The sequence below is a fragment of the Pantoea sp. SYBGC1 genome, assembly GCF_057197005.1.
Genome location: NZ_JBXUNM010000001.1, coordinates 931,241 through 949,467 on the forward strand (window position 1 = coordinate 931,241; position 18,227 = coordinate 949,467).

Genomic DNA, 18,227 nt, shown 5'->3' on the forward strand with positions numbered 1-18,227 from the left:
CGATGAGCACCCTGATGACCCCAATCAGCTGGCAGCAGTGTGACGCCGCACAGCAGCAGGCGCTGCTGCAGCGCCCGGCCATTGCCGCTTCTGCCACCGTCAGCGCCACCGTGCAGAACGTGCTGGCGGAAGTGAAATCGCGCGGCGACGCGGCACTGCGCGACTTCAGCGCGCAGTTTGATAAGGCGCAGGTCAGCCAGCTGCGCGTCTCTGCGGCAGAGATGCAGGCCGCCAGTGCCCGCCTGAGCGACGAGCTTAAACAGGCGATGGCGGTTGCCGTGCGCAATATTGAGACCTTCCACAACGCCCAGATTCTGGCCGCGGTAGATGTCGAAACGCAGCCTGGCGTGCGCTGTCAGCAGATTACCCGGCCGGTGCAGTCGGTAGGCCTCTATATTCCGGGCGGTTCTGCGCCGCTCTTTTCCACCGTGCTGATGCTGGCAACGCCGGCGCGCATCGCCGGCTGCGGCCGCGTGGTGCTCTGCTCGCCGCCACCGGTTGCCGATGAAATTCTCTATGCCGCACAGTTGTGCGGCGTGCAGGAGGTGTTTCAGGTCGGCGGCGCGCAGGCGATTGCTGCACTGGCTTTTGGTACCGAATCGGTGCCGAAAGTGGACAAAATCTTTGGCCCGGGCAACGCCTGGGTGACGGAGGCGAAGCGTCAGGTGAGCCAGCGGCTCGACGGCGCGGCTATCGATATGCCTGCCGGCCCCTCTGAAGTGCTGGTGATCGCAGATGAAGGGGCGACGCCCGCGTTTGTCGCCTCTGACCTGCTGTCGCAGGCGGAACACGGCCCTGACTCTCAGGTGATTCTGCTGACGCCGTCGCAGAGGCTGGCCGAAGAGGTAGCGCAGGCCGTTGAGGCGCAGCTGGCCGCACTGCCGCGCGCCGCCACCGCGCGTCAGGCGCTGGCAAGCAGCCGCCTGATTGTGGCGCAGGATCTGGCGCAGTGCGTGGCGATTTCAAACCAGTATGGTCCGGAGCACCTGATCATTCAGACGCGCCAGCCGCGCGATCTGGTCGATGCTATCACCAGCGCCGGTTCGGTATTTCTCGGCGACTGGTCACCGGAATCTGCCGGTGACTACGCCTCAGGTACCAACCACGTCCTGCCAACCTATGGCTATACCGCCACCAGCTCCAGCCTCGGACTGGCAGATTTCCAGAAGCGGATGACGGTGCAGGAGCTGACGCCGCAGGGCTTTATGAACCTGGCCGCCACCATTGAAACCCTGGCCGCCGCCGAGCAGCTTGATGCGCACAAAAACGCCGTTACCCTGCGTGTTGCCGCCCTGAAGGAGCAAGCATGAGCACTGAAATTGAAGCGTTAGCGCGTGCTAACGTCCGCGCCCTGACGCCCTACCAGTCAGCGCGTCGCCTGGGCGGCAACGGAGACGTCTGGCTGAACGCCAACGAATTTCCGCTGCCGGTGCCGTTTGAGCTGTCACAGCAGACGCTGAACCGCTATCCGGAGTGCCAGCCGCGGCTGGTGATTGAGCGCTATGCCGCCTACGCCGGTTTAACCCCGGAGCAGGTTCTGGTCAGCCGCGGCGCTGATGAGGGCATTGAGCTGCTGATGCGCGCGTTCTGCGAGCCGGGCAAAGATGCCATTCTGTTCTGCCCGCCGACGTACGGTATGTACAGCGTCAGCGCCGAAACCATCGGTATCGAGTACCGTACCGTGCCAGCGCTGGAAGACTGGCAGCTTAACCTGCCGGCTATTGCCGCTAAGCTCGATGGCGTAAAAGTGGTTTACCTCTGCAGCCCGAACAATCCGACCGGTAACCTGATCAATCAGGATGATATCCGGGCGCTGCTCGCCATGACCGCCGGTAAAGCGCTGGTGGTGGCGGATGAGGCATATATTGAGTTCTGCCCGGCCGCAACGCTTGCGGCATGGCTGCAGGAGTATCCGCATCTGGTGATCCTGCGCACGCTCTCAAAGGCGTTCGCGCTGGCGGGTCTGCGCTGCGGTTTCACCCTGGCTAACAAGCCGGTTATCGACCTGCTGATGAAGGTGATTGCACCTTATCCGCTGGCCACGCCGGTTGCTGACGTTGCGGCGCAGGCGCTGAGCGAAGCGGGTATTGCGCTGATGCGTCAGCACGTGGCTGAACTCAACGCGAACCGCGCATGGCTGTATGAACAGCTACCGCAGCTGCCCGTGGTGGAGCAGGTGTTTCCGAGCGAGACCAACTATATTCTCGCGCGCTTCACCGACTCGCCAGCCGTGTTTAAATCGCTGTGGGATCGGGGCATTATTCTGCGTGACCAGAACAAAAATCCCGGTCTTGCCGGATGCCTGCGCATCTCAATTGGTACCCGAACCGAGTGCGAGCGCCTGATCGCCGCGCTGCAAGCCTTTTCCGTGGAGCAAGCATGAGCCAGAAGATCCTTTTTATTGACCGTGACGGCACGCTGATTGCCGAGCCGCCCTCTGACCTTCAGGTAGATCGCCTGGATAAGCTGGCGCTGGAGAAAGATGTGATCCCCGCGCTGCTGGCGCTGCAGGAAGCGGGTTACCAGCTGGTGATGATCACCAATCAGGATGGTCTGGGTACCGAAAGCTTCCCGCAGGCCGATTTTGATGCGCCGCATACGCTGATGATGCAGATCTTTACCTCGCAGGGAATTAACTTCAGCGATGTGCTGATCTGCCCTCACCTGCCCGCCGATAACTGCGACTGCCGTAAACCCAAAACCCGGCTGGTTGAGGCGTGGCTGGCAGAGGGCGCACTGGATAAAGCCAGCAGCTATGTGATTGGCGATCGTCAGACCGATCTGCAGCTGGCGGAAAACATGGGGATTCAGGGCCTGCGTTACGGCGCCGAGGGCGAGAGCTGGGCCTCCATTCAGGCGCAGCTCACCAAACGCGACCGCTATGCGCTGGTCAACCGCAACACTAAAGAGACGCAGATCAAAGTGGAAGTGTGGCTCGACCGTGAAGGCGGCAGCAAAATCAACACCGGCGTCGGCTTTTTTGACCACATGCTGGACCAGATCGCGGTACACGGCGGCTTTCGCATGAATATCGACGTCAAAGGCGATCTCTATATCGACGATCACCACACGGTGGAAGATACCGGCCTGGCGCTGGGTGAAGCGCTGCTCAGGGCGCTGGGCGACAAGCGCGGCATTGGCCGTTTCGGCTTTGTGCTGCCGATGGATGAGTGTCTGGCGCGCTGCGCGCTGGATATCTCCGGCCGGCCACATCTTGAATACAAAGCGGAGTTCAGCTATCAGCGCGTGGGCGATCTCAGTACTGAGATGGTCGAGCACTTCTTCCGCTCGCTCTCCTACGCCATGATGAGCACGCTGCACCTGAAAACCAAAGGCCGTAACGATCACCACCGCGTGGAGAGTTTGTTCAAAGCCTTTGGCCGCACGCTGCGCCAGGCGATCCGCGTGGAGGGGAATACCCTGCCGAGCTCAAAAGGAGTGCTGTGATGAACGTGGTCATTCTCGACACCGGCTGCGCCAACCTCTCGTCGGTCAGATGGGCGATTGAGCGCCTCGGCTATACGCCTGAAGTGAGCCGTGATGCCGATGTGGTTCTGCGCGCCGATAAGCTGCTGCTGCCGGGCGTTGGCACCGCGCAGGCGGCGATGAACCAGCTGGCAGAGCGCGAGCTGATTGATCTGATCAAAGCCTGTACGCAGCCGGTACTGGGGATCTGCCTCGGTATGCAGCTGCTGGGACGCGGCAGCGATGAGAATGGCGGCATCAGCACGCTGGGTATCGTTGATGAGCCGGTGGCGCTGATGGATACGCAGGGCCTGCCGCTGCCGCACATGGGCTGGAATCAGATCACCGCCAAAGCGGGACACCATCTGTTCCGCGATATTCCGGATGGCAGCTACTTCTACTTTGTGCACAGCTACGCGATGCCGGTTAACGCCGCCACGATTGCGCAGTGCGACTACGGCCTGCCTTTTACCGCCGCGCTGCAGAAAGATAACTTCTTTGGCGTGCAGTTTCACCCCGAGCGCTCCGGCAAAGCGGGCGCGCAGCTGCTGAAAAACTTTCTGGAGATGTAATGATTATCCCCGCGTTAGATTTGATTGATGGCAAGGTGGTGCGCCTGCATCAGGGCGACTACGGTCAGCAGCGCGACTACGGTAGCGACCCGCTGCCGCGCCTGCAGGAGTATGAACGCCAGGGTGCCAGCGTGCTGCACCTGGTGGATTTGACCGGTGCGAAAGATCCGGCTAAGCGCCAGATCCCGCTGCTGACTACGCTGCTGCGCGGCGTCAGTGTGCCGGTGCAGGTTGGCGGCGGCATTCGCCAGCGTGATGATGTGGCGGCCCTGCTGGCCGCCGGCGCCACGCGCGTGGTGGTCGGCTCGACGGCAGTCAAACAGCCGGAAGAAGTGAAAAGCTGGTTCAGCGAATTCGGTGCCGACGCCATCGTGCTGGCGCTGGATGTGCGCATCGACGCGACTAACCGTAAAGAAGTGGCGATCAGCGGCTGGCAGGAAGCGGCGGGCGTCACGCTGGAAGAGGTGATTAGCTGGTATCAGCCGGTGGGCCTGAAGCACGTGCTCTGCACTGACATTTCACGCGACGGCACGCTGAGCGGCTCAAACGTGGCGCTCTATAAAGAAGTGTCAGAAGCTTTCCCTGACATCGCCTTTCAGAGTTCCGGCGGCATCGGCTCGCTGGCGGATATCGCCGCGCTGCGCGGCAGCGGTGCGCAGGGCGTGATCGTTGGTCGTGCCCTGCTGGAAGATAAATTTACGGTAGCGGAGGCGATTTCATGCTGGCAAAACGGATAATCCCCTGTCTGGACGTGCGTGACGGACAGGTTGTAAAAGGCGTGCAGTTCCGCAATCACGAAATCATTGGCGACATCGTACCGCTGGCGCAGCGCTACGCGCAGGAAGGGGCCGACGAGCTGGTGTTTTATGACATCACCGCCTCATCGGATGGCCGCGTGGTCGACAAAAGCTGGGTCTCACGCGTAGCGGAAGTGATCGACATTCCGTTCTGCGTCGCGGGCGGCATCAGGAGCGAAGAAGATGCCGCGCGCATTCTGCAGTTTGGCGCTGACAAAATCTCGGTCAACTCCCCGGCGCTGGCCGATCCGACGCTGATCACCCGTCTCGCCGACCGTTTTGGCGTGCAGTGCATAGTAGTGGGTATCGATACCTGGTTTGATGAAGCGAGCGGTAAATATCACGTCAATCAGTATACCGGTGATGAAGCGCGCACCCGGGTTACGCAGTGGGAAACCCTTGACTGGGTGCGGGAAGTGCAGAAGCTCGGCGCGGGCGAGATCGTGCTGAATATGATGAATCAGGATGGCGTACGTAACGGCTACGATCTGGTTCAGCTGCAGAAGGTCCGCGAAGTGTGCAGCGTACCGCTGATCGCGTCCGGCGGGGCCGGCACCATGCCGCATTTCCTCGACGCCTTTACGCAGGCAAACGTTGATGGTGCGCTAGCGGCGTCGGTGTTTCACAAGCAGATTATTAATATCAGTGAGCTGAAAAACTTTCTGATCGACAACGGTGTGGAGATTCGCGCGTGTTAACAGCAGACCAACTGGCCCGCCTGGACTGGGTCAAAACCGCGGGCATGATGCCCGTTATCGTGCAGCACAACGTCTCCGGCGAAGTGCTGATGCACGGTTATATGAATGAGGCGGCGCTGGAAAAAACGCTGGCGGAAGGTAACGTCACCTTTTTCTCGCGCACCAAAGAGCGTCTCTGGACCAAAGGCGAATCCTCCGGCCACTTTCTTCAGGTCGTGAGCATTACGCCAGACTGCGATAACGATACGCTGCTGGTGCTGGCGAACCCGATCGGGCCGACGTGTCATCTCGGCACCTCCAGCTGCTTCTCGCCCGCCGCACCAGAGTGGACGTTCCTCTATCAACTGGAGCAGCTGCTGGCGTCGCGGAAAGATGCCGATCCCGCCAGCTCCTATACCGCCAGCCTCTACGCCAGCGGCACCAAGCGTATTGCGCAGAAAGTTGGCGAAGAGGGCGTGGAGACCGCGCTGGCGGCCACGGTGAACGATCGTCATGAGTTGACCAACGAAGCCTCCGACCTGCTCTATCACCTGATGGTGCTGCTGCAGGACCAGGATCTGGATTTAAGCGCGATCGTTAACAACCTGCGCGCCCGTCATAAGTAATCCCGCATTTTCAGGGTCGCCACCAGCGGCCCTGCTTATCATTCCGGAATGCTCACTATCCGCGGCTGCATAATGGTAACGTGATGAAAATAATCCTCTAATTGCCATCCGCCACCGCGGGGGGTACTCTCGGAATACCCGCTTTTACAACAGAAGAACCCGTTTATGGCACACTCCCGTTTTACCGCGCGTCTGCGCAATACCGCAGCGCTGGCGCTGCTGGCTGGCTGCGCTTTTGGCGCGCAGGCAAAGATTGATCAGGTGCGTTTCGCGGTTGATCCGACCTATCCGCCGTTTGAGTCCAAAACCCCGCAGGGCAAGCTGGTGGGTTTTGATATCGATCTGGGCAACGCGCTGTGCGCGCAGATGCAGGCCAGATGCGTCTGGGTGGAAAGCCAGTTTGACGGCATGATCCCGGCGCTGAAGGCGCGCAAGTTTGACGCTATCCTCTCCGATATGGGCGTGACCGAAGAGCGCCTGAAGCAGATCGACTTTACCGAACCGATGTATGACACGCACGTGCAGCTGATAGCGCGTAAAGGCTCCGGCCTGCTGCCGACCGCAGAGTCGCTGAAGGGCAAAAGCGTGGGCGTGGAACAGGGTACGGTGCAGGAGCGTTATGCGCGCGCTAAATGGCAGCCGCACGGCGTCAATGTGGTGCCGTATGGCGACCAGGCACAGGTGGAAAGCGACCTCATCTCCGGCCGTCTGGACGCGGTGTTTACCGACGCTGCGCAGGCGGCTATCGGCTTTCTGAAGCATCCGCAGGGGAAAGATTTTGCGCTGGCCGGCCCGATTGTGCGGGACCCGCTGATTGGCCCTGGCACCGCTATCGGCCTGCGTAAAGGCGACACTGAACTGAAAGCGGCGCTCAACGGCGCGTTTGATGAGCTGAAGAAAAACGGCACGTTTGACACTATTCAGAAGCGCTACTTCGCGACAGATATCTCTGTCCAGCCGTGAATCTCCGGCGGCGCGTTTGCCGCCGCTTTTTTGACGGAACTATACTCTGTTCAGTCACCCTAACAGGCCTGCGCGCTACTGCAGCCTCAGAAACAGGACACCGGCCGCCCTATGCAACAACAACATCATCCATTACTGAGCGCCTCGCTGGGCACCCAGCGAGAGATAGTCAGCTTTCATTTCGGTACCGACTCGCAAAAGCGCGTCTATATTCAGGCCGCTCTGCACGGCGATGAGCTGCCGGGTATGGCGGTTGCCTGGTATCTCAAACAGAAGCTGCTGGCGCTGGAGTCCGCCGGCAAGCTGAAAGCCAAAATCACGCTGGTTCCGGTAGCCAATCCGCTGGCGCTGGGTCAGCACTGGCACGGCACGCATCTGGGACGTTTTCATACTCTCTCTGGCCAGGATTTTAACCGGCGCTTTCCGGCGCTGGGTGAGAAGCTGGCCGCTGAACTGGCGGGGTCTTTGACGCAGAGTGAATATGAAAACAGACGCCTGATCCGCGATGCTATCGATCGTTACTACCGCGATCAGATAGCCAGAACCGAGCTGGAGTCGCAGCGCTATACCCTGATGCGTATGGCAAGTCAGGCCGATCTGATGATTGACCTGCACTGCGACTGGGATGCGCTGCCGCACCTCTATACAACGCCTCACGCCTGGTCTGAGGTGGAACCGCTGGCGCGCTGGCTCGGCAGCGAGGTGCAGCTGCTGGCGCAGATTTCCGGCGGGGAGCCGTTCGACGAAGCGTGCTGCGAACCCTGGCTGACGCTGGCAAAACGCTTTGGCGATGACTATCCGATGCCGCGCGGTCTGCTGCCGGTGACGCTGGAGCTGCGTGGCGTCGCCGACGTCTCTGCGGAACAGGCGGAAAAAGATGCCGATGCGATCATTAATGCGCTCACCGAAAGTGGCTATATCAGCGGCGATCCGGGCGTCTCTCCTGCCCTGCGCCATCCCCCCACGCCGCTGGCGGGCTGTGAATACATTCATGCGCCCTACTCCGGCCTGCTGCTGAACCGGCGTAAGCTGGGTGAGTGGATTAAACCGGGGGAAGTGGTGGCAGAAGTGATCGATCCGGTCAGCGACCACATTACGCCGCTGGTGGCTGAGTATGGCGGCGTGCTCTACGCCAGAAACCTCACCAAGTTTGTCACGTCCGGGATGCTGGCGGTGCGGCTGGCGGGGGAAAGTGCAGGACGCAGCGGTGAGCTGCTGGTGATGTGATGGCATAAAAAAACCGGCTCAGAGGCCGGTTTTTTTATTTTAGTGACGACTGCGGTAGTTGCTGACGATGCTGCGGCCAATCACGATAGCCGAACCCAGCACGCCGCCCAGGATCAGGGCTAACAGTACGGTCAGGGTCTTTTTCGGGCTGTCGCGACGAATCGGCAGGTCAGCTTCAGCGATGTAGCGGAACGACTGCAGGTTATCCGTCTGGATGGTCACGTGCGTAACAGAGAGCAGCGCACGCTCGGCGGTATAATAATCATCATCAAAGGTGAGCGGCTTAGTGGTTTCGTTAGATACCATCGCGCGCAGCGCTTCACTGCCCAGCAGATAGAGCGTGTCATCGGAGAGAAACTCTGCCTGGCTCAGCTGCGATTTCACCTGGCCGGCTGCTTCCGCCACCTTCAGCGCCTGAGTAATCACATCAAGGCGATGCTGTTTTTTATTGATGGCAACCTGCTTGTGCGCATCCAGAATTTCTTTCAGCTCTTTGGCTTTCACGCCCAGATTGTGCTTTAAATCCTGACCATAATCGCTAACAACTTCATTATTGACGGTCGTAAGATACTTCTTCAGCTGCGCCTGCGCTTCTTTTGCACTCTGCGCAACAAAAGAGACCGTCAGCGCATCATTACTGCCTTTATTCACCTGACTGATTTTTAATGTTTCAGGCACTTCCTGATTTGCCAGGGCGCCAGCGAGCGCACTCAATGACGCGCTAAAGCGGCCAAACAGCTGGCTTTGTAAATACGTTATTGAGGGCTTCTCCTGGATGTTTTGCGCATACAGTGCACCCAGCGTGGCGTTATAGCTGGCGACCTGTCCCGCTGAAGGCAGCGTAACAATGGCCTCAGACGTCCATTTTTCCTTCGCCACGCTTAAATAGACAAGGCTTAAAAGCATCGTCACTACCATCGTCGCAATAATTATCCACTTGCCTTTCCACAGCTGGACAATTATGTCGAGCAAATCTATTTCATCATTATTTTTTGAAGCCAGAACGCCCGGATCGTTATTCAGTCCGGGCTTATTGTTTGCATTCATAAATTCAGTACTCGCCAATCATTGTCAGCATAGAAAAACACCTCCCGGACGGGAGGTGTTAAGAACAGTTACTCTAACCACTCGGTGTGGAATACGCCTTCTTTATCGGTACGCTTGTAAGTATGCGCACCAAAGTAGTCACGCTGCGCCTGAATCAGGTTAGCAGGCAGCACCGCTGAACGGTAGCTGTCATAGTACGCGATAGCTGCGGAGAAGGTCGGGGTCGGGATGCCGTTCTGTACTGCATAAGCCACTACATCGCGTAGCGCCTGCTGATACTGGTCAGCGATATCTTTGAAGTATGGCGCTAACAGCAGGTTGGCGATATTGGCATCGGCAGCATAGGCGTCGGTGATTTTCTGCAGGAACTGTGCACGAATGATGCAGCCGGCACGGAAGATCTTCGCGATCTCACCATACTGCAGATCCCAGCTGTACTGCTCTGATGCCGCACGCAGCTGTGAGAAGCCCTGCGCGTAGGAGACAATTTTGCCCAGGTAGAGTGCGCGACGCACTTTCTCAACGAACTCAGCTTTATCCCCGCTTACTGCCTGCGCCTGCGGACCGCTCAGGACTTTAGAGGCAGCAACGCGCTGCGTTTTCAGTGAAGAGAGGTAGCGGGCAAAGACAGATTCAGTGATCAGCGACAGCGGCTCACCCAGATCCAGCGAGCTCTGGCTGGTCCACTTACCGGTGCCTTTGTTTGCTGCTTCATCCAGAATCACATCAACCAGGTAGTTACCCTCTTCATCTTTCTTGGTGAAGATATCTTTGGTGATGTCGATCAGGTAGCTGCTCAGCTCGCCGTTGTTCCAGTCGGTGAAGGTTTCAGCCAGCTCTTCATTGCTCAGACCCAGCGCACCTTTCAGCAGCGCATAAGCTTCAGCAATCAGCTGCATATCGCCATATTCGATACCGTTATGCACCATCTTCACATAGTGACCCGCGCCGTTCGGGCCGATGTACGCCACGCAGGCGTCGCCATCTTCTGCACGGGCAGCAATCTTATCGAAGATAGGGGCAACCAGCTCATAAGCTTCTTTCTGACCGCCAGGCATGATAGAAGGGCCTTTCAGCGCGCCCTCTTCACCGCCGGAGACGCCGGTACCGATGAAGTTAAAGCCCTGCTCGCTGAGCTCCTGATTACGACGGATAGTATCTTTATAGAAGGTGTTACCGCCATCAATCAGAATGTCGCCTTTATCCAGATGCGGCGTCAGCGATGCGATGGTTTTATCCGTCGCTTCACCCGCCTGCACCATCAGCAGAATACGGCGCGGCTTTTCCAGTGACTCAACGAACTCTTCTACGGTGTAAAATGGAGCAAGCTTCTTACCCGGATTCTCAGCAATGACTTCATCGGTCTTTTCGCGTGAGCGGTTGAAGATAGAAACGGTGTAACCACGGCTTTCGATATTGAGAGCCAGGTTACGGCCCATGACTGCCATCCCTACTACGCCGATCTGTTGCTTAGACATTACATACTCCTGTCAGATGTATTTACTGCTGATGTGATTAGCAGCACAAAAGTACTTCGATGTTAACTCACTCATCTCAGATTTAGATAGCCTAAGATGCTTCACCCGGCTCATTTGCGTAAATGCCAGGCATGAAATCAGATAACCCAAAAAATGAATGGCTTAGTTATCTGCCCATGCCGGAGAGGCTTTTGCAAACGCAGGGTCAAACGGTCCTTCTTTGACCTCAAGCATCAGGGCGCGTTCTGAAAGGCATTCAACGCTATGAATATCACCAGGACTGAATTCAACCAGCGTGATACCCGAGCGTGGCCCCGCAACAAACTGACGTACCACAGCACCCTGTTCATCATAGAGCCGGATATCCAGCTCTCCTTCCAGCACCGTGAACAGCTCCCACTGATGCGAAAGCTCATGGTAGTGAGGCTCAACGAAGCTTCCGCTGACTAAACCAATCAGCAGACGCTGAACTTTGTCATCATGGGAAGCATGCATAAGAAGATGCGCGCGTTTGCGCACTGACAGCTCTGCATCCCGGTAGAGCTGCTCGGTAACGGCCTTATCAATGACTCTCATTATTCACCCCAAACGCGTTTTCAATCTGACCTGCGGCAGCGCCCACTGAAAATTGATCCAGCAGCAGCTGATAAGCAGCCGCGCCCATCTCTTTTCTCAATGTCTCATCCTGCGTAAAGTTTATTGCCGCCTGCAGCAGACGCTCATCTTCACCGTTGATGAAAATCGTTCCGGCTTTGTTAGCATTAACGATATCGGCTAGATCGTTACCTTTGTTGACGCTACCGAGGATAGGGATACTTTGCACCATGTAACCCAGCAGTTTTCCCGGGAAGTTATGTGAGGTATGGTTCGCTGCCAGAGAAAACAGACCGACATCAACTTCAGTCAGCAGATATTTAAACGTTTTCTGATCCACCGACGGCAAATAAGTGAAGTTTGTCAACGCCCATTCCTGAGCGAGTTTGTTAACAAGAGTGACTTCATCACCCTGCCCGACAAACAAAAAATGCGCCTGCGGAAAAGCCTGCATGCTCTTTACCAGCCGCATCAGGTTCGCCATATCCTGCGCATGGCCAATGTTGCCGCCGTAGAAAAACACCGTTTTATTCTGCAGGCCGGATGCGTTGATAATCGAATTGTATTCACTATCCCCTGCATGAGCAGGTTCAATGCTGGCCCAGTTGCGTAGCACTCCGGCCCTTCTCTGCGGATTATGCTGCATAAACAGCCTGAGGTTTTTTTCCGACATCAGGCCTATATCGCTGGCTTCATCGTAAAGGCTTTTCTCAAAATGGCGAAAATACTTTTCGGTTAGCGAGCCCTGCTTAATCATGCCCGCATCAATGGCCCACTGTGGAAAAAAGTCACGCAGAATCAGGTAGGATTTGCATGCACAACGCTGTTTGATCTTCCTGACTAAATATCCCCAGAAAACAGAGGGAGAGTAGTACACGACGCCATCGAATGAGTTTGCTTTTATCTTATGACGTACCGCTCTCCACGCACGCACTGACAGCAGGCTTTCATTCACTGCCCGCTGAATATGACTGATATCTTTTATGGGGCCCGTTCTGAAACGCCAGACGGTAACGCCCTCTAACATATCCTCCTGCAACGCGTGCTGCAGATTTGCATCCGGAGTAATAACCGTAACGCTATGACCACGCTGAATGAACTCCTGCGCCAGCTCATGGAACATTTTTGCGCCGACGCGGGTACTGTGCGGAAGATAATCGTCAATTATAAAAGCAAATTTCATCAGTACTCTTTCCAGACAACCCGTTTAATGTAGTCAGTGTAGGAGTGAATAATCCGGACGACTTTGTCTGATACATTCGGCATGCTGTAGTCATAGACCTGGCGCAGCAAGCGCTCTTCGCCGCGCGGCTGAGTCTCAAGCACGGTAAGCGCCTGCAGTACGCGATCGCGCTCCAGACCCGTCATCATGACCGAAGCTTCTTCAAACCCTTCCGGACGTTCATGCGCTTCGCGAATATTCAGCGCCGGGAAGTTCATGATTGACGACTCTTCAGTGATGGTTCCGCTGTCAGAAAGCACTGCACGGGCATGTTTCTGCAGGTGATTATAGTCGTGGAATCCGAGAGGTTTCAGCAGCTGAATTTTTTCGTGAAATACAATGCCGTTGGCTTCGATGCGGTTACGGGTACGCGGATGCGTAGAGACAATAACCGGCAGCTGATACTTCTCAGCAATAGTATTCAGAATATCCGCCAGCTTAGCTAATTGCTTCGGCGAATCGACATTCTCTTCCCGGTGAGCGCTGACAACGAAGAACTGATTTGCCTGAAGCTGCAGACGCTCAAGCACATCAGAGCCATCAATCTGCGGCATGTAGTGCGTTAACACTTCATACATCGGACTACCGGTTTTGATAACCCGATCTGCCGGCAGGCCTTCAGCCAGCAGATATTCACGCGCAATATCGCTGTAGGTGAGGTTAACATCTGCGGTATGGTCAACGATACGGCGGTTGGTTTCTTCAGGTACCCGCTGATCAAAGCAGCGGTTACCCGCTTCCATATGGAAAATGGGGATTTTGCGACGTTTAGCCGCGATAGCAGAGATGCAGGAGTTGGTGTCCCCTAAGACCAGCATCGCTTCCGGCTGGATTTCGGCAAACACCTGGTCAATCTTAATGATCACCTGGCCAATCGTTTCTGCCGCGTTTTTTCCCGCAGCATCCAGAAAGAAGTCCGGCTTACGCACATTCAGGTCGTTGAAAAAGACTTCGTTAAGCTCATAGTCGTAGTTCTGACCGGTGTGAACCAGAATATGCTCACAGTACTGGTCAAGTTTATCCAGCACGCGCGACAGGCGGATAATTTCCGGACGCGTTCCTACAACTGAAACAATTTTTAGTTTTTTCATAAATTACTTATCTAATTTAGAGAAAATAGTATCCGGATGAGAAGGGTCGAAGACTTCATTAGCCCAGACAATAGCTATAAGCTCTTCATCACCGATATTAGTCACATCGTGAGCCCATCCAGGAATTGTCTCTACCATCACCGGTTTATCACCGCTGGTAACCGTTTCATAATATTCATCAGTTAACATATGGCGAAACCTAAAACGAGCCGTACCACTTATGACCATAAATTTTTCAGTTTTGGTGTGATGGTAGTGCCCGCCACGTGTGATGCCAGGGTGAGCGGTAAAATAAGAAACCTGTCCGGAATCTTTACTCTTGAATAACTCGACAAAGCTGCCACGCGGATCGGTATGTTGTTTTACCGGATATGAGAAGTCCTGCTCAGGTAGATAGCTGACGTAGGTCGAATAAAGCGCTCTCAAAAAACCAGTACCGACGCGCTCGAGTTCCAGAGAATTACGGCCCTCACGAAAACCGGTGATGCTTTCGGCGATCTCACCTAACGCAACATTATATTCAGGAACAACCTTGATAAAATGCTGCTTATTACCAGGTTTTATTTCCTGCTCCAGTAAATCCGTGAACACCTTCACAACATCGTCTATGTATACGAGCCTGAGGAGATATTGCGGATCGTTGACGGTGACAGGAAGTTCATGCGCTATATTGTAGCAAAACGTTGCAACCACAGAATTATAGTTCGGTTTAGCCCACTTACCAAAGACGCCCGGAAGCCGGCTGATAAACACCGGGTTACCCGTTTCGCTGGCTAAAGTAGCGAAAACATTTTCTGCTGCTAATTTTGTCCGGCCATACTCATTGTCGGCAGACGCGTGAATTGAAGAACTAAATACAACCGGAATATAACGTCCGGTTTCGTTAACACATTTTTTAATCGCGTCGCAGACAAGAGAGGATAAATCAACATTGCCACGCGTAAATTCAGCGGGGTCCTGAGGTCGATTGATTCCCGCCAGATGGAATATAAAATCCGCTTTTTCGATCAAAGCAGAAAGATCTTCAGTTTTGCTTTCACGATTGAAAGATATTACCTGGATGTTCTGACGTTGTTGCAGGCTTAAAGCCAGGTTTTTTGCTATAAAACCATCAGACCCCGTTATCAGGACTTTCAAGGCTTACTCCTCCGCGTCAGCATACTCGCCATTTGCAATTTTATGCATAAACTCGAGTTTCATAAGGAGCTTAATCATCCCTTCAACGTCAAGACGAACTGTATTATGGGAATTATATTCTTCACCGCATAGAGCATCCGTAATTTTTTTCTCACCCTCTTCTACAAACTTCGCATAATTCAGATCGCGGGTATCTGCCGGAATACGGAAATAATCACCCATATCTTCAGCACAGGCACGTTCTTCTTTGCTGAGCAGAGATTCATACAACTTTTCACCGTGACGGGAACCGATGACGCTGACCTGGTGCTCAGGCTTATTCATCACTTTCAGGATGGCTTTGGTCAGAGTTTCAACAGTAGCCGCCGGCGCTTTCTGAACGAAGATATCACCATTGTTACCGTGCTCAAATGCATACAGCACCAGATCAACCGCATCCGCCAGGGTCATCATAAAACGCGTCATGCTGGGTTCAGTGATAGTAATGGTTTTGTCCTGCTGTACCTGCTGAACAAATAGCGGGATAACAGAACCGCGTGATGCCATTACGTTACCGTAGCGCGTGCCACAGATGACGGTGCCAGTGCCTTCAAGATTACGACTGGCCGCTACCATGACTTTTTCCATCATCGCTTTACTGATGCCCATAGCGTTGATTGGATACACCGCTTTATCGGTGCTCAGACAAACGACACGTTTTACGCCAGCATTGATTGCGCAGTTCAGCACGTTTTCGGTGCCGAGAACGTTAGTGCGCACAGCCTGCATCGGGTGGAACTCGCAGGAAGGCACCTGTTTTAGCGCTGCCGCATGAAAAACATAGTCCACACCACGCATTGCAGCAGCAATGCTGTTTTCGTCACGCACATCTCCCAGATAAAATTTCAACTTATCGCTGTTGAATTTTTTGCGCATGTCATCTTGCTTTTTTTCATCACGACTAAAAATGCGAATTTCACCAATATCGGTGTCAAGAAATCTTTTGAGAACTGCATTGCCGAAAGAGCCTGTACCACCAGTAATCAAAAGAGTTTTAGAGTTGAACATAAGCTGTACCCTTAATTAAACATATTTACTTTACTTAATGAGTTTTCTTAAAAAGAATATTTCTATAAGCCACTGCCCGATCAACTGCGGTGGGCAGCCGGGATTGAATGTTATACATAATTTCAATTTTTTCTTTTATCTTGTCAGGATTTTTGTATGCACTGGTTATCACTGATGCAATATTTATGCAATCCATAGGATCAAAATAAAAAGCACCATCTCCGCATATTGTTTTCGCGAAACTAAGATCTGAAGTAAAGATTGGTACTTTCATGAATCCTGCTTCAGGATATGAAGCGCTAAAGCATTCAAGTAAAGTAGGAAGGAACATTCCATCTGCATGCGAATAGACTTCAGGACATTGTGAATTTGTAATTTTCCCAAGCAGAATAAATCTGTGCCAAAACTTCTTATCAACATTTTTTAAAAATGAATCATCTAAAGTTAAAACAAACTTATAATGTTCTGGCAGTATTTTTATTAGTTGATGAATGATTTCTAAATTCTTATGAGGGTAATTATGGGATATAGTTAAAAGCCATATATCACCCGGCGCTTTTTTTAAGTCAAACTCTTTAGATAATAAGTAATCTCTCTTACGGTTAAAATAAGAACTTATTGTATTAGGAACAACAAATATATTATCTTCTGCAAACCCAACCTTCTTGCTCAATAAAATTTTAGCATCATCAGTTTCTACAATAATTTTATGTGCATTTTTTTTGTAAAAATAAGGCTGAAGCTGCAGCAAAAGCATTTTTTTAGCTTTCTGCAAAAATGATAGCTTTCTGAAAACCAGCTTCGTATCATATATAAGCCATGGGAGGGCAAAACCAACCGTATGGTTACCTACTTTAGGGCTCCAATAACTGGGTCCAAATACAGTAAATACACGCAATATTTTATAATCTGCCACCAATTTATCAAGCTGTCTGCGCGCTGCAAAGTTAAATAATCCGGAAGGACTTTTACTTATAACAAAGCATTTTTTTCTGGCATTGTGGCTTAATTGCTCGAAAACAGGTGGTGATACTGCAGCTATGAACTCATCTTCAATTTTAGCGAGTTCTTCAATCACAGAAATGCCTACCTGCATTCCACCACCTACATAAAGATTACTTGCATTGATCAATATCATTTATCGCTTTTTTTCCAATGTTCATAGACAGACTTTGCTCGTTCAGCATCATCTGTCTGCGCATCAATCATTTGAAGCAATGAATTAGAGTATGGTAAGTATTGCTTAGTAAAGTATTCGTTATCTGAAAACTTGAGCCAACTCAAAAATATTGCAACTATAAAAGCAAAAGAAAAAACAATTCTAGTAAATATGAAATATTTCACTCTGATTACATATGCAAATGATATTAACATTGCTGGAATAAAATACTCATCATATCTGGAGGTTATAGTTGAAAACGGCATAAAATATACGTCTATTAGCAACATAACTGCAAATAGTATTTCAACAATATTAATCATCGATGTAAGAATGCGATCTTTGGCTAAACTTTCTTTTATTTTACGCCTATTTAAGCAATACAAAGTAAATAGCAATAATTTAAATAAATAATTAAAAGTTATAGCTGTTTCTTCGCTAGCGTTTGTAGCATACCAAACTATTTTAGCTAAATAAGGATTACTAAAGGCGCCACTCAAAAATTTTATGATTTCAACTACAGGGAAAACTTTTGCAATAGCAAGAGCAAACCCACAAAAAGCGAATACTTTTATAGTGTTAAAAGCATTAGCTCTAAATATTAATGGCATAAATATAAAAGGCAATAATGAGATATGTAAGGAGGATCCCACCAAACACAAAATATAGTAATTTAATTTTCGCCCTTCAATAAAAAATTTAAGTGCAATAAAAAACAAGGCAACGGCAATTATCTGTCTCAATGCCTCGACGTTAAAGCCGAAAGAGATAATAAAATAACCACATAGTGAAAAAACTGGATAGGGAGAGTAACTATAAAAAAAGCGGTTTAACGCTAAGATTAGTATGCCGGTAACACATGCTGAAAAAAACCAGAAATTGAATATAAACGAGCTGAGCGAAGTTAGAAAAAGATACCCGGGCTCAATTGTAAGTTTTTTCTCCAGCCCTTCATAACTCTCCTGATAAAATAACCAGTCAACACCAACTTCATATCTAAGACCAATAAAAGTGAAAATAAAAAAAGAAGCTATTAACAATAGTTTATTTTTATGGCTGATTGATACTACATCAAGCAAAGCAAAAGATGCCATAGCAATAATAAAAATAAAATAAGATGTCATT

18 protein-coding genes are annotated in these 18,227 nt (G+C 52.2%); 9 read left to right on the top strand and 9 right to left on the bottom strand.

Annotated elements, in window-relative coordinates; translation table 11 throughout:
* The first annotated feature begins 2 nt into the window (after window positions 1-2).
* The 9 genes from hisD to AC2CF9_RS04435 all read left to right on the top strand — a co-directional run bounded on the left by hisD (window position 3) and on the right by AC2CF9_RS04435 (window position 8,327).
* A complete protein-coding gene (gene hisD / locus AC2CF9_RS04395; RefSeq protein ID WP_104085173.1) occupies window positions 3-1,310 on the top strand; it encodes a histidinol dehydrogenase in 1,308 nt (435 codons plus the stop codon).
* Window positions 1,307-2,383 carry a histidinol-phosphate transaminase gene (hisC, locus tag AC2CF9_RS04400; RefSeq protein ID WP_150016438.1) on the top strand — a complete coding sequence of 359 codons (1,077 nt, stop codon included), beginning with the start codon at window positions 1,307-1,309 and terminating at the stop codon, window positions 2,381-2,383. The genes hisD and hisC overlap by 4 nt, the downstream gene beginning before the upstream one ends.
* Window positions 2,380-3,447: a bifunctional histidinol-phosphatase/imidazoleglycerol-phosphate dehydratase HisB gene (gene hisB, locus AC2CF9_RS04405; RefSeq protein WP_484556333.1), complete on the top strand. Its 1,068-nt coding sequence runs from the start codon at window positions 2,380-2,382 to the stop codon at window positions 3,445-3,447. Before hisC ends, hisB begins: the two co-directional genes overlap by 4 nt.
* Window positions 3,447-4,037, top strand: a complete 591-nt coding sequence (gene hisH, locus AC2CF9_RS04410; RefSeq protein WP_039385312.1) for an imidazole glycerol phosphate synthase subunit HisH — start codon at window positions 3,447-3,449, stop codon at window positions 4,035-4,037. The genes hisB and hisH overlap by 1 nt, the downstream gene beginning before the upstream one ends.
* Window positions 4,037-4,774 (top strand): 1-(5-phosphoribosyl)-5-[(5-phosphoribosylamino)methylideneamino]imidazole-4-carboxamide isomerase, encoded by a 738-nt coding sequence (hisA, locus tag AC2CF9_RS04415; RefSeq protein WP_484556334.1) that lies wholly within the window; start codon window positions 4,037-4,039, stop codon window positions 4,772-4,774. Before hisH ends, hisA begins: the two co-directional genes overlap by 1 nt.
* Window positions 4,756-5,532: an imidazole glycerol phosphate synthase subunit HisF gene (gene hisF / locus AC2CF9_RS04420; protein ID WP_039385316.1), complete on the top strand. Its 777-nt coding sequence runs from the start codon at window positions 4,756-4,758 to the stop codon at window positions 5,530-5,532. Before hisA ends, hisF begins: the two co-directional genes overlap by 19 nt.
* On the top strand, window positions 5,526-6,137 hold the full coding sequence (hisIE, locus tag AC2CF9_RS04425; protein WP_484556335.1) for a bifunctional phosphoribosyl-AMP cyclohydrolase/phosphoribosyl-ATP diphosphatase HisIE: 612 nt from the start codon (window positions 5,526-5,528) through the stop codon (window positions 6,135-6,137). Before hisF ends, hisIE begins: the two co-directional genes overlap by 7 nt.
* A 165-nt stretch (window positions 6,138-6,302) precedes the next feature.
* Complete coding sequence (locus tag AC2CF9_RS04430) at window positions 6,303-7,100, top strand: ABC transporter substrate-binding protein (RefSeq protein ID WP_484556336.1); 798 nt, start codon at window positions 6,303-6,305, stop codon at window positions 7,098-7,100.
* 111 nt (window positions 7,101-7,211) lie between these two features.
* Entirely contained in the window at window positions 7,212-8,327 is a 1,116-nt protein-coding gene (locus tag AC2CF9_RS04435; protein WP_150016444.1) for a succinylglutamate desuccinylase/aspartoacylase family protein, read from the top strand.
* Window positions 8,328-8,366: 39 nt separating this feature from the next.
* Here AC2CF9_RS04435 and wzzB read toward each other — a convergent pair whose 3' ends face one another.
* The 9 genes from wzzB to AC2CF9_RS04480 form a co-directional block, all read right to left on the bottom strand.
* Window positions 8,367-9,374 (bottom strand): LPS O-antigen chain length determinant protein WzzB, encoded by a 1,008-nt coding sequence (gene wzzB, locus AC2CF9_RS04440; RefSeq protein WP_484556337.1) that lies wholly within the window; start codon window positions 9,372-9,374, stop codon window positions 8,367-8,369.
* Between the two features lie 68 nt (window positions 9,375-9,442).
* Entirely contained in the window at window positions 9,443-10,852 is a 1,410-nt protein-coding gene (gene gndA, locus AC2CF9_RS04445; protein WP_039385340.1) for an NADP-dependent phosphogluconate dehydrogenase, read from the bottom strand.
* A gap of 162 nt (window positions 10,853-11,014) precedes the next feature.
* On the bottom strand, window positions 11,015-11,428 hold the full coding sequence (locus AC2CF9_RS04450; RefSeq protein ID WP_150016447.1) for a WbuC family cupin fold metalloprotein: 414 nt from the start codon (window positions 11,426-11,428) through the stop codon (window positions 11,015-11,017).
* Window positions 11,415-12,629 (bottom strand): glycosyltransferase family 4 protein, encoded by a 1,215-nt coding sequence (locus AC2CF9_RS04455; protein ID WP_484556338.1) that lies wholly within the window; start codon window positions 12,627-12,629, stop codon window positions 11,415-11,417. Before AC2CF9_RS04455 ends, AC2CF9_RS04450 begins: the two co-directional genes overlap by 14 nt.
* Window positions 12,629-13,759, bottom strand: a complete 1,131-nt coding sequence (gene wecB, locus AC2CF9_RS04460) for a non-hydrolyzing UDP-N-acetylglucosamine 2-epimerase (RefSeq protein ID WP_150016449.1) — start codon at window positions 13,757-13,759, stop codon at window positions 12,629-12,631. The genes AC2CF9_RS04455 and wecB overlap by 1 nt, the downstream gene beginning before the upstream one ends.
* Window positions 13,760-13,762: 3 nt before the next feature.
* On the bottom strand, window positions 13,763-14,896 hold the full coding sequence (wbjC, locus tag AC2CF9_RS04465; RefSeq protein ID WP_150016450.1) for a UDP-2-acetamido-2,6-beta-L-arabino-hexul-4-ose reductase: 1,134 nt from the start codon (window positions 14,894-14,896) through the stop codon (window positions 13,763-13,765).
* A gap of 3 nt (window positions 14,897-14,899) precedes the next feature.
* Complete coding sequence (locus AC2CF9_RS04470) at window positions 14,900-15,943, bottom strand: polysaccharide biosynthesis protein (RefSeq protein ID WP_065648930.1); 1,044 nt, start codon at window positions 15,941-15,943, stop codon at window positions 14,900-14,902.
* 34 nt (window positions 15,944-15,977) lie between these two features.
* Window positions 15,978-17,081 (bottom strand): glycosyltransferase, encoded by a 1,104-nt coding sequence (locus tag AC2CF9_RS04475; RefSeq protein ID WP_484556339.1) that lies wholly within the window; start codon window positions 17,079-17,081, stop codon window positions 15,978-15,980.
* On the bottom strand, window positions 17,078-18,226 hold the full coding sequence (locus tag AC2CF9_RS04480; protein ID WP_484556340.1) for an EpsG family protein: 1,149 nt from the start codon (window positions 18,224-18,226) through the stop codon (window positions 17,078-17,080). The genes AC2CF9_RS04475 and AC2CF9_RS04480 overlap by 4 nt, the downstream gene beginning before the upstream one ends.
* Between the last annotated feature and the right edge of the window lies 1 nt (window position 18,227).

What these genes read in the sequence shown, in the direction of transcription:
- hisD (WP_104085173.1), top strand. Translation starts at nt 3, where the DNA reads ATGAGCACCCTGATGACCCCAATCAGCTGGCAGCAGTGTGACGCCGCA.
- hisC (WP_150016438.1), top strand. Translation starts at nt 1,307, where the DNA reads ATGAGCACTGAAATTGAAGCGTTAGCGCGTGCTAACGTCCGCGCCCTG.
- hisB (WP_484556333.1), top strand. Translation starts at nt 2,380, where the DNA reads ATGAGCCAGAAGATCCTTTTTATTGACCGTGACGGCACGCTGATTGCC.
- hisH (WP_039385312.1), top strand. Translation starts at nt 3,447, where the DNA reads ATGAACGTGGTCATTCTCGACACCGGCTGCGCCAACCTCTCGTCGGTC.
- hisA (WP_484556334.1), top strand. Translation starts at nt 4,037, where the DNA reads ATGATTATCCCCGCGTTAGATTTGATTGATGGCAAGGTGGTGCGCCTG.
- hisF (WP_039385316.1), top strand. Translation starts at nt 4,756, where the DNA reads ATGCTGGCAAAACGGATAATCCCCTGTCTGGACGTGCGTGACGGACAG.
- AC2CF9_RS04430 (WP_484556336.1), top strand. Translation starts at nt 6,303, where the DNA reads ATGGCACACTCCCGTTTTACCGCGCGTCTGCGCAATACCGCAGCGCTG.
- AC2CF9_RS04435 (WP_150016444.1), top strand. Translation starts at nt 7,212, where the DNA reads ATGCAACAACAACATCATCCATTACTGAGCGCCTCGCTGGGCACCCAG.
- wzzB (WP_484556337.1), bottom strand. Translation starts at nt 9,374, where the DNA reads ATGAATGCAAACAATAAGCCCGGACTGAATAACGATCCGGGCGTTCTG.
- gndA (WP_039385340.1), bottom strand. Translation starts at nt 10,852, where the DNA reads ATGTCTAAGCAACAGATCGGCGTAGTAGGGATGGCAGTCATGGGCCGT.
- AC2CF9_RS04450 (WP_150016447.1), bottom strand. Translation starts at nt 11,428, where the DNA reads ATGAGAGTCATTGATAAGGCCGTTACCGAGCAGCTCTACCGGGATGCA.
- AC2CF9_RS04455 (WP_484556338.1), bottom strand. Translation starts at nt 12,629, where the DNA reads ATGAAATTTGCTTTTATAATTGACGATTATCTTCCGCACAGTACCCGC.
- wecB (WP_150016449.1), bottom strand. Translation starts at nt 13,759, where the DNA reads ATGAAAAAACTAAAAATTGTTTCAGTTGTAGGAACGCGTCCGGAAATT.
- AC2CF9_RS04470 (WP_065648930.1), bottom strand. Translation starts at nt 15,943, where the DNA reads ATGTTCAACTCTAAAACTCTTTTGATTACTGGTGGTACAGGCTCTTTC.
- AC2CF9_RS04475 (WP_484556339.1), bottom strand. Translation starts at nt 17,081, where the DNA reads ATGATATTGATCAATGCAAGTAATCTTTATGTAGGTGGTGGAATGCAG.
- AC2CF9_RS04480 (WP_484556340.1), bottom strand. Translation starts at nt 18,226, where the DNA reads ATGACATCTTATTTTATTTTTATTATTGCTATGGCATCTTTTGCTTTG.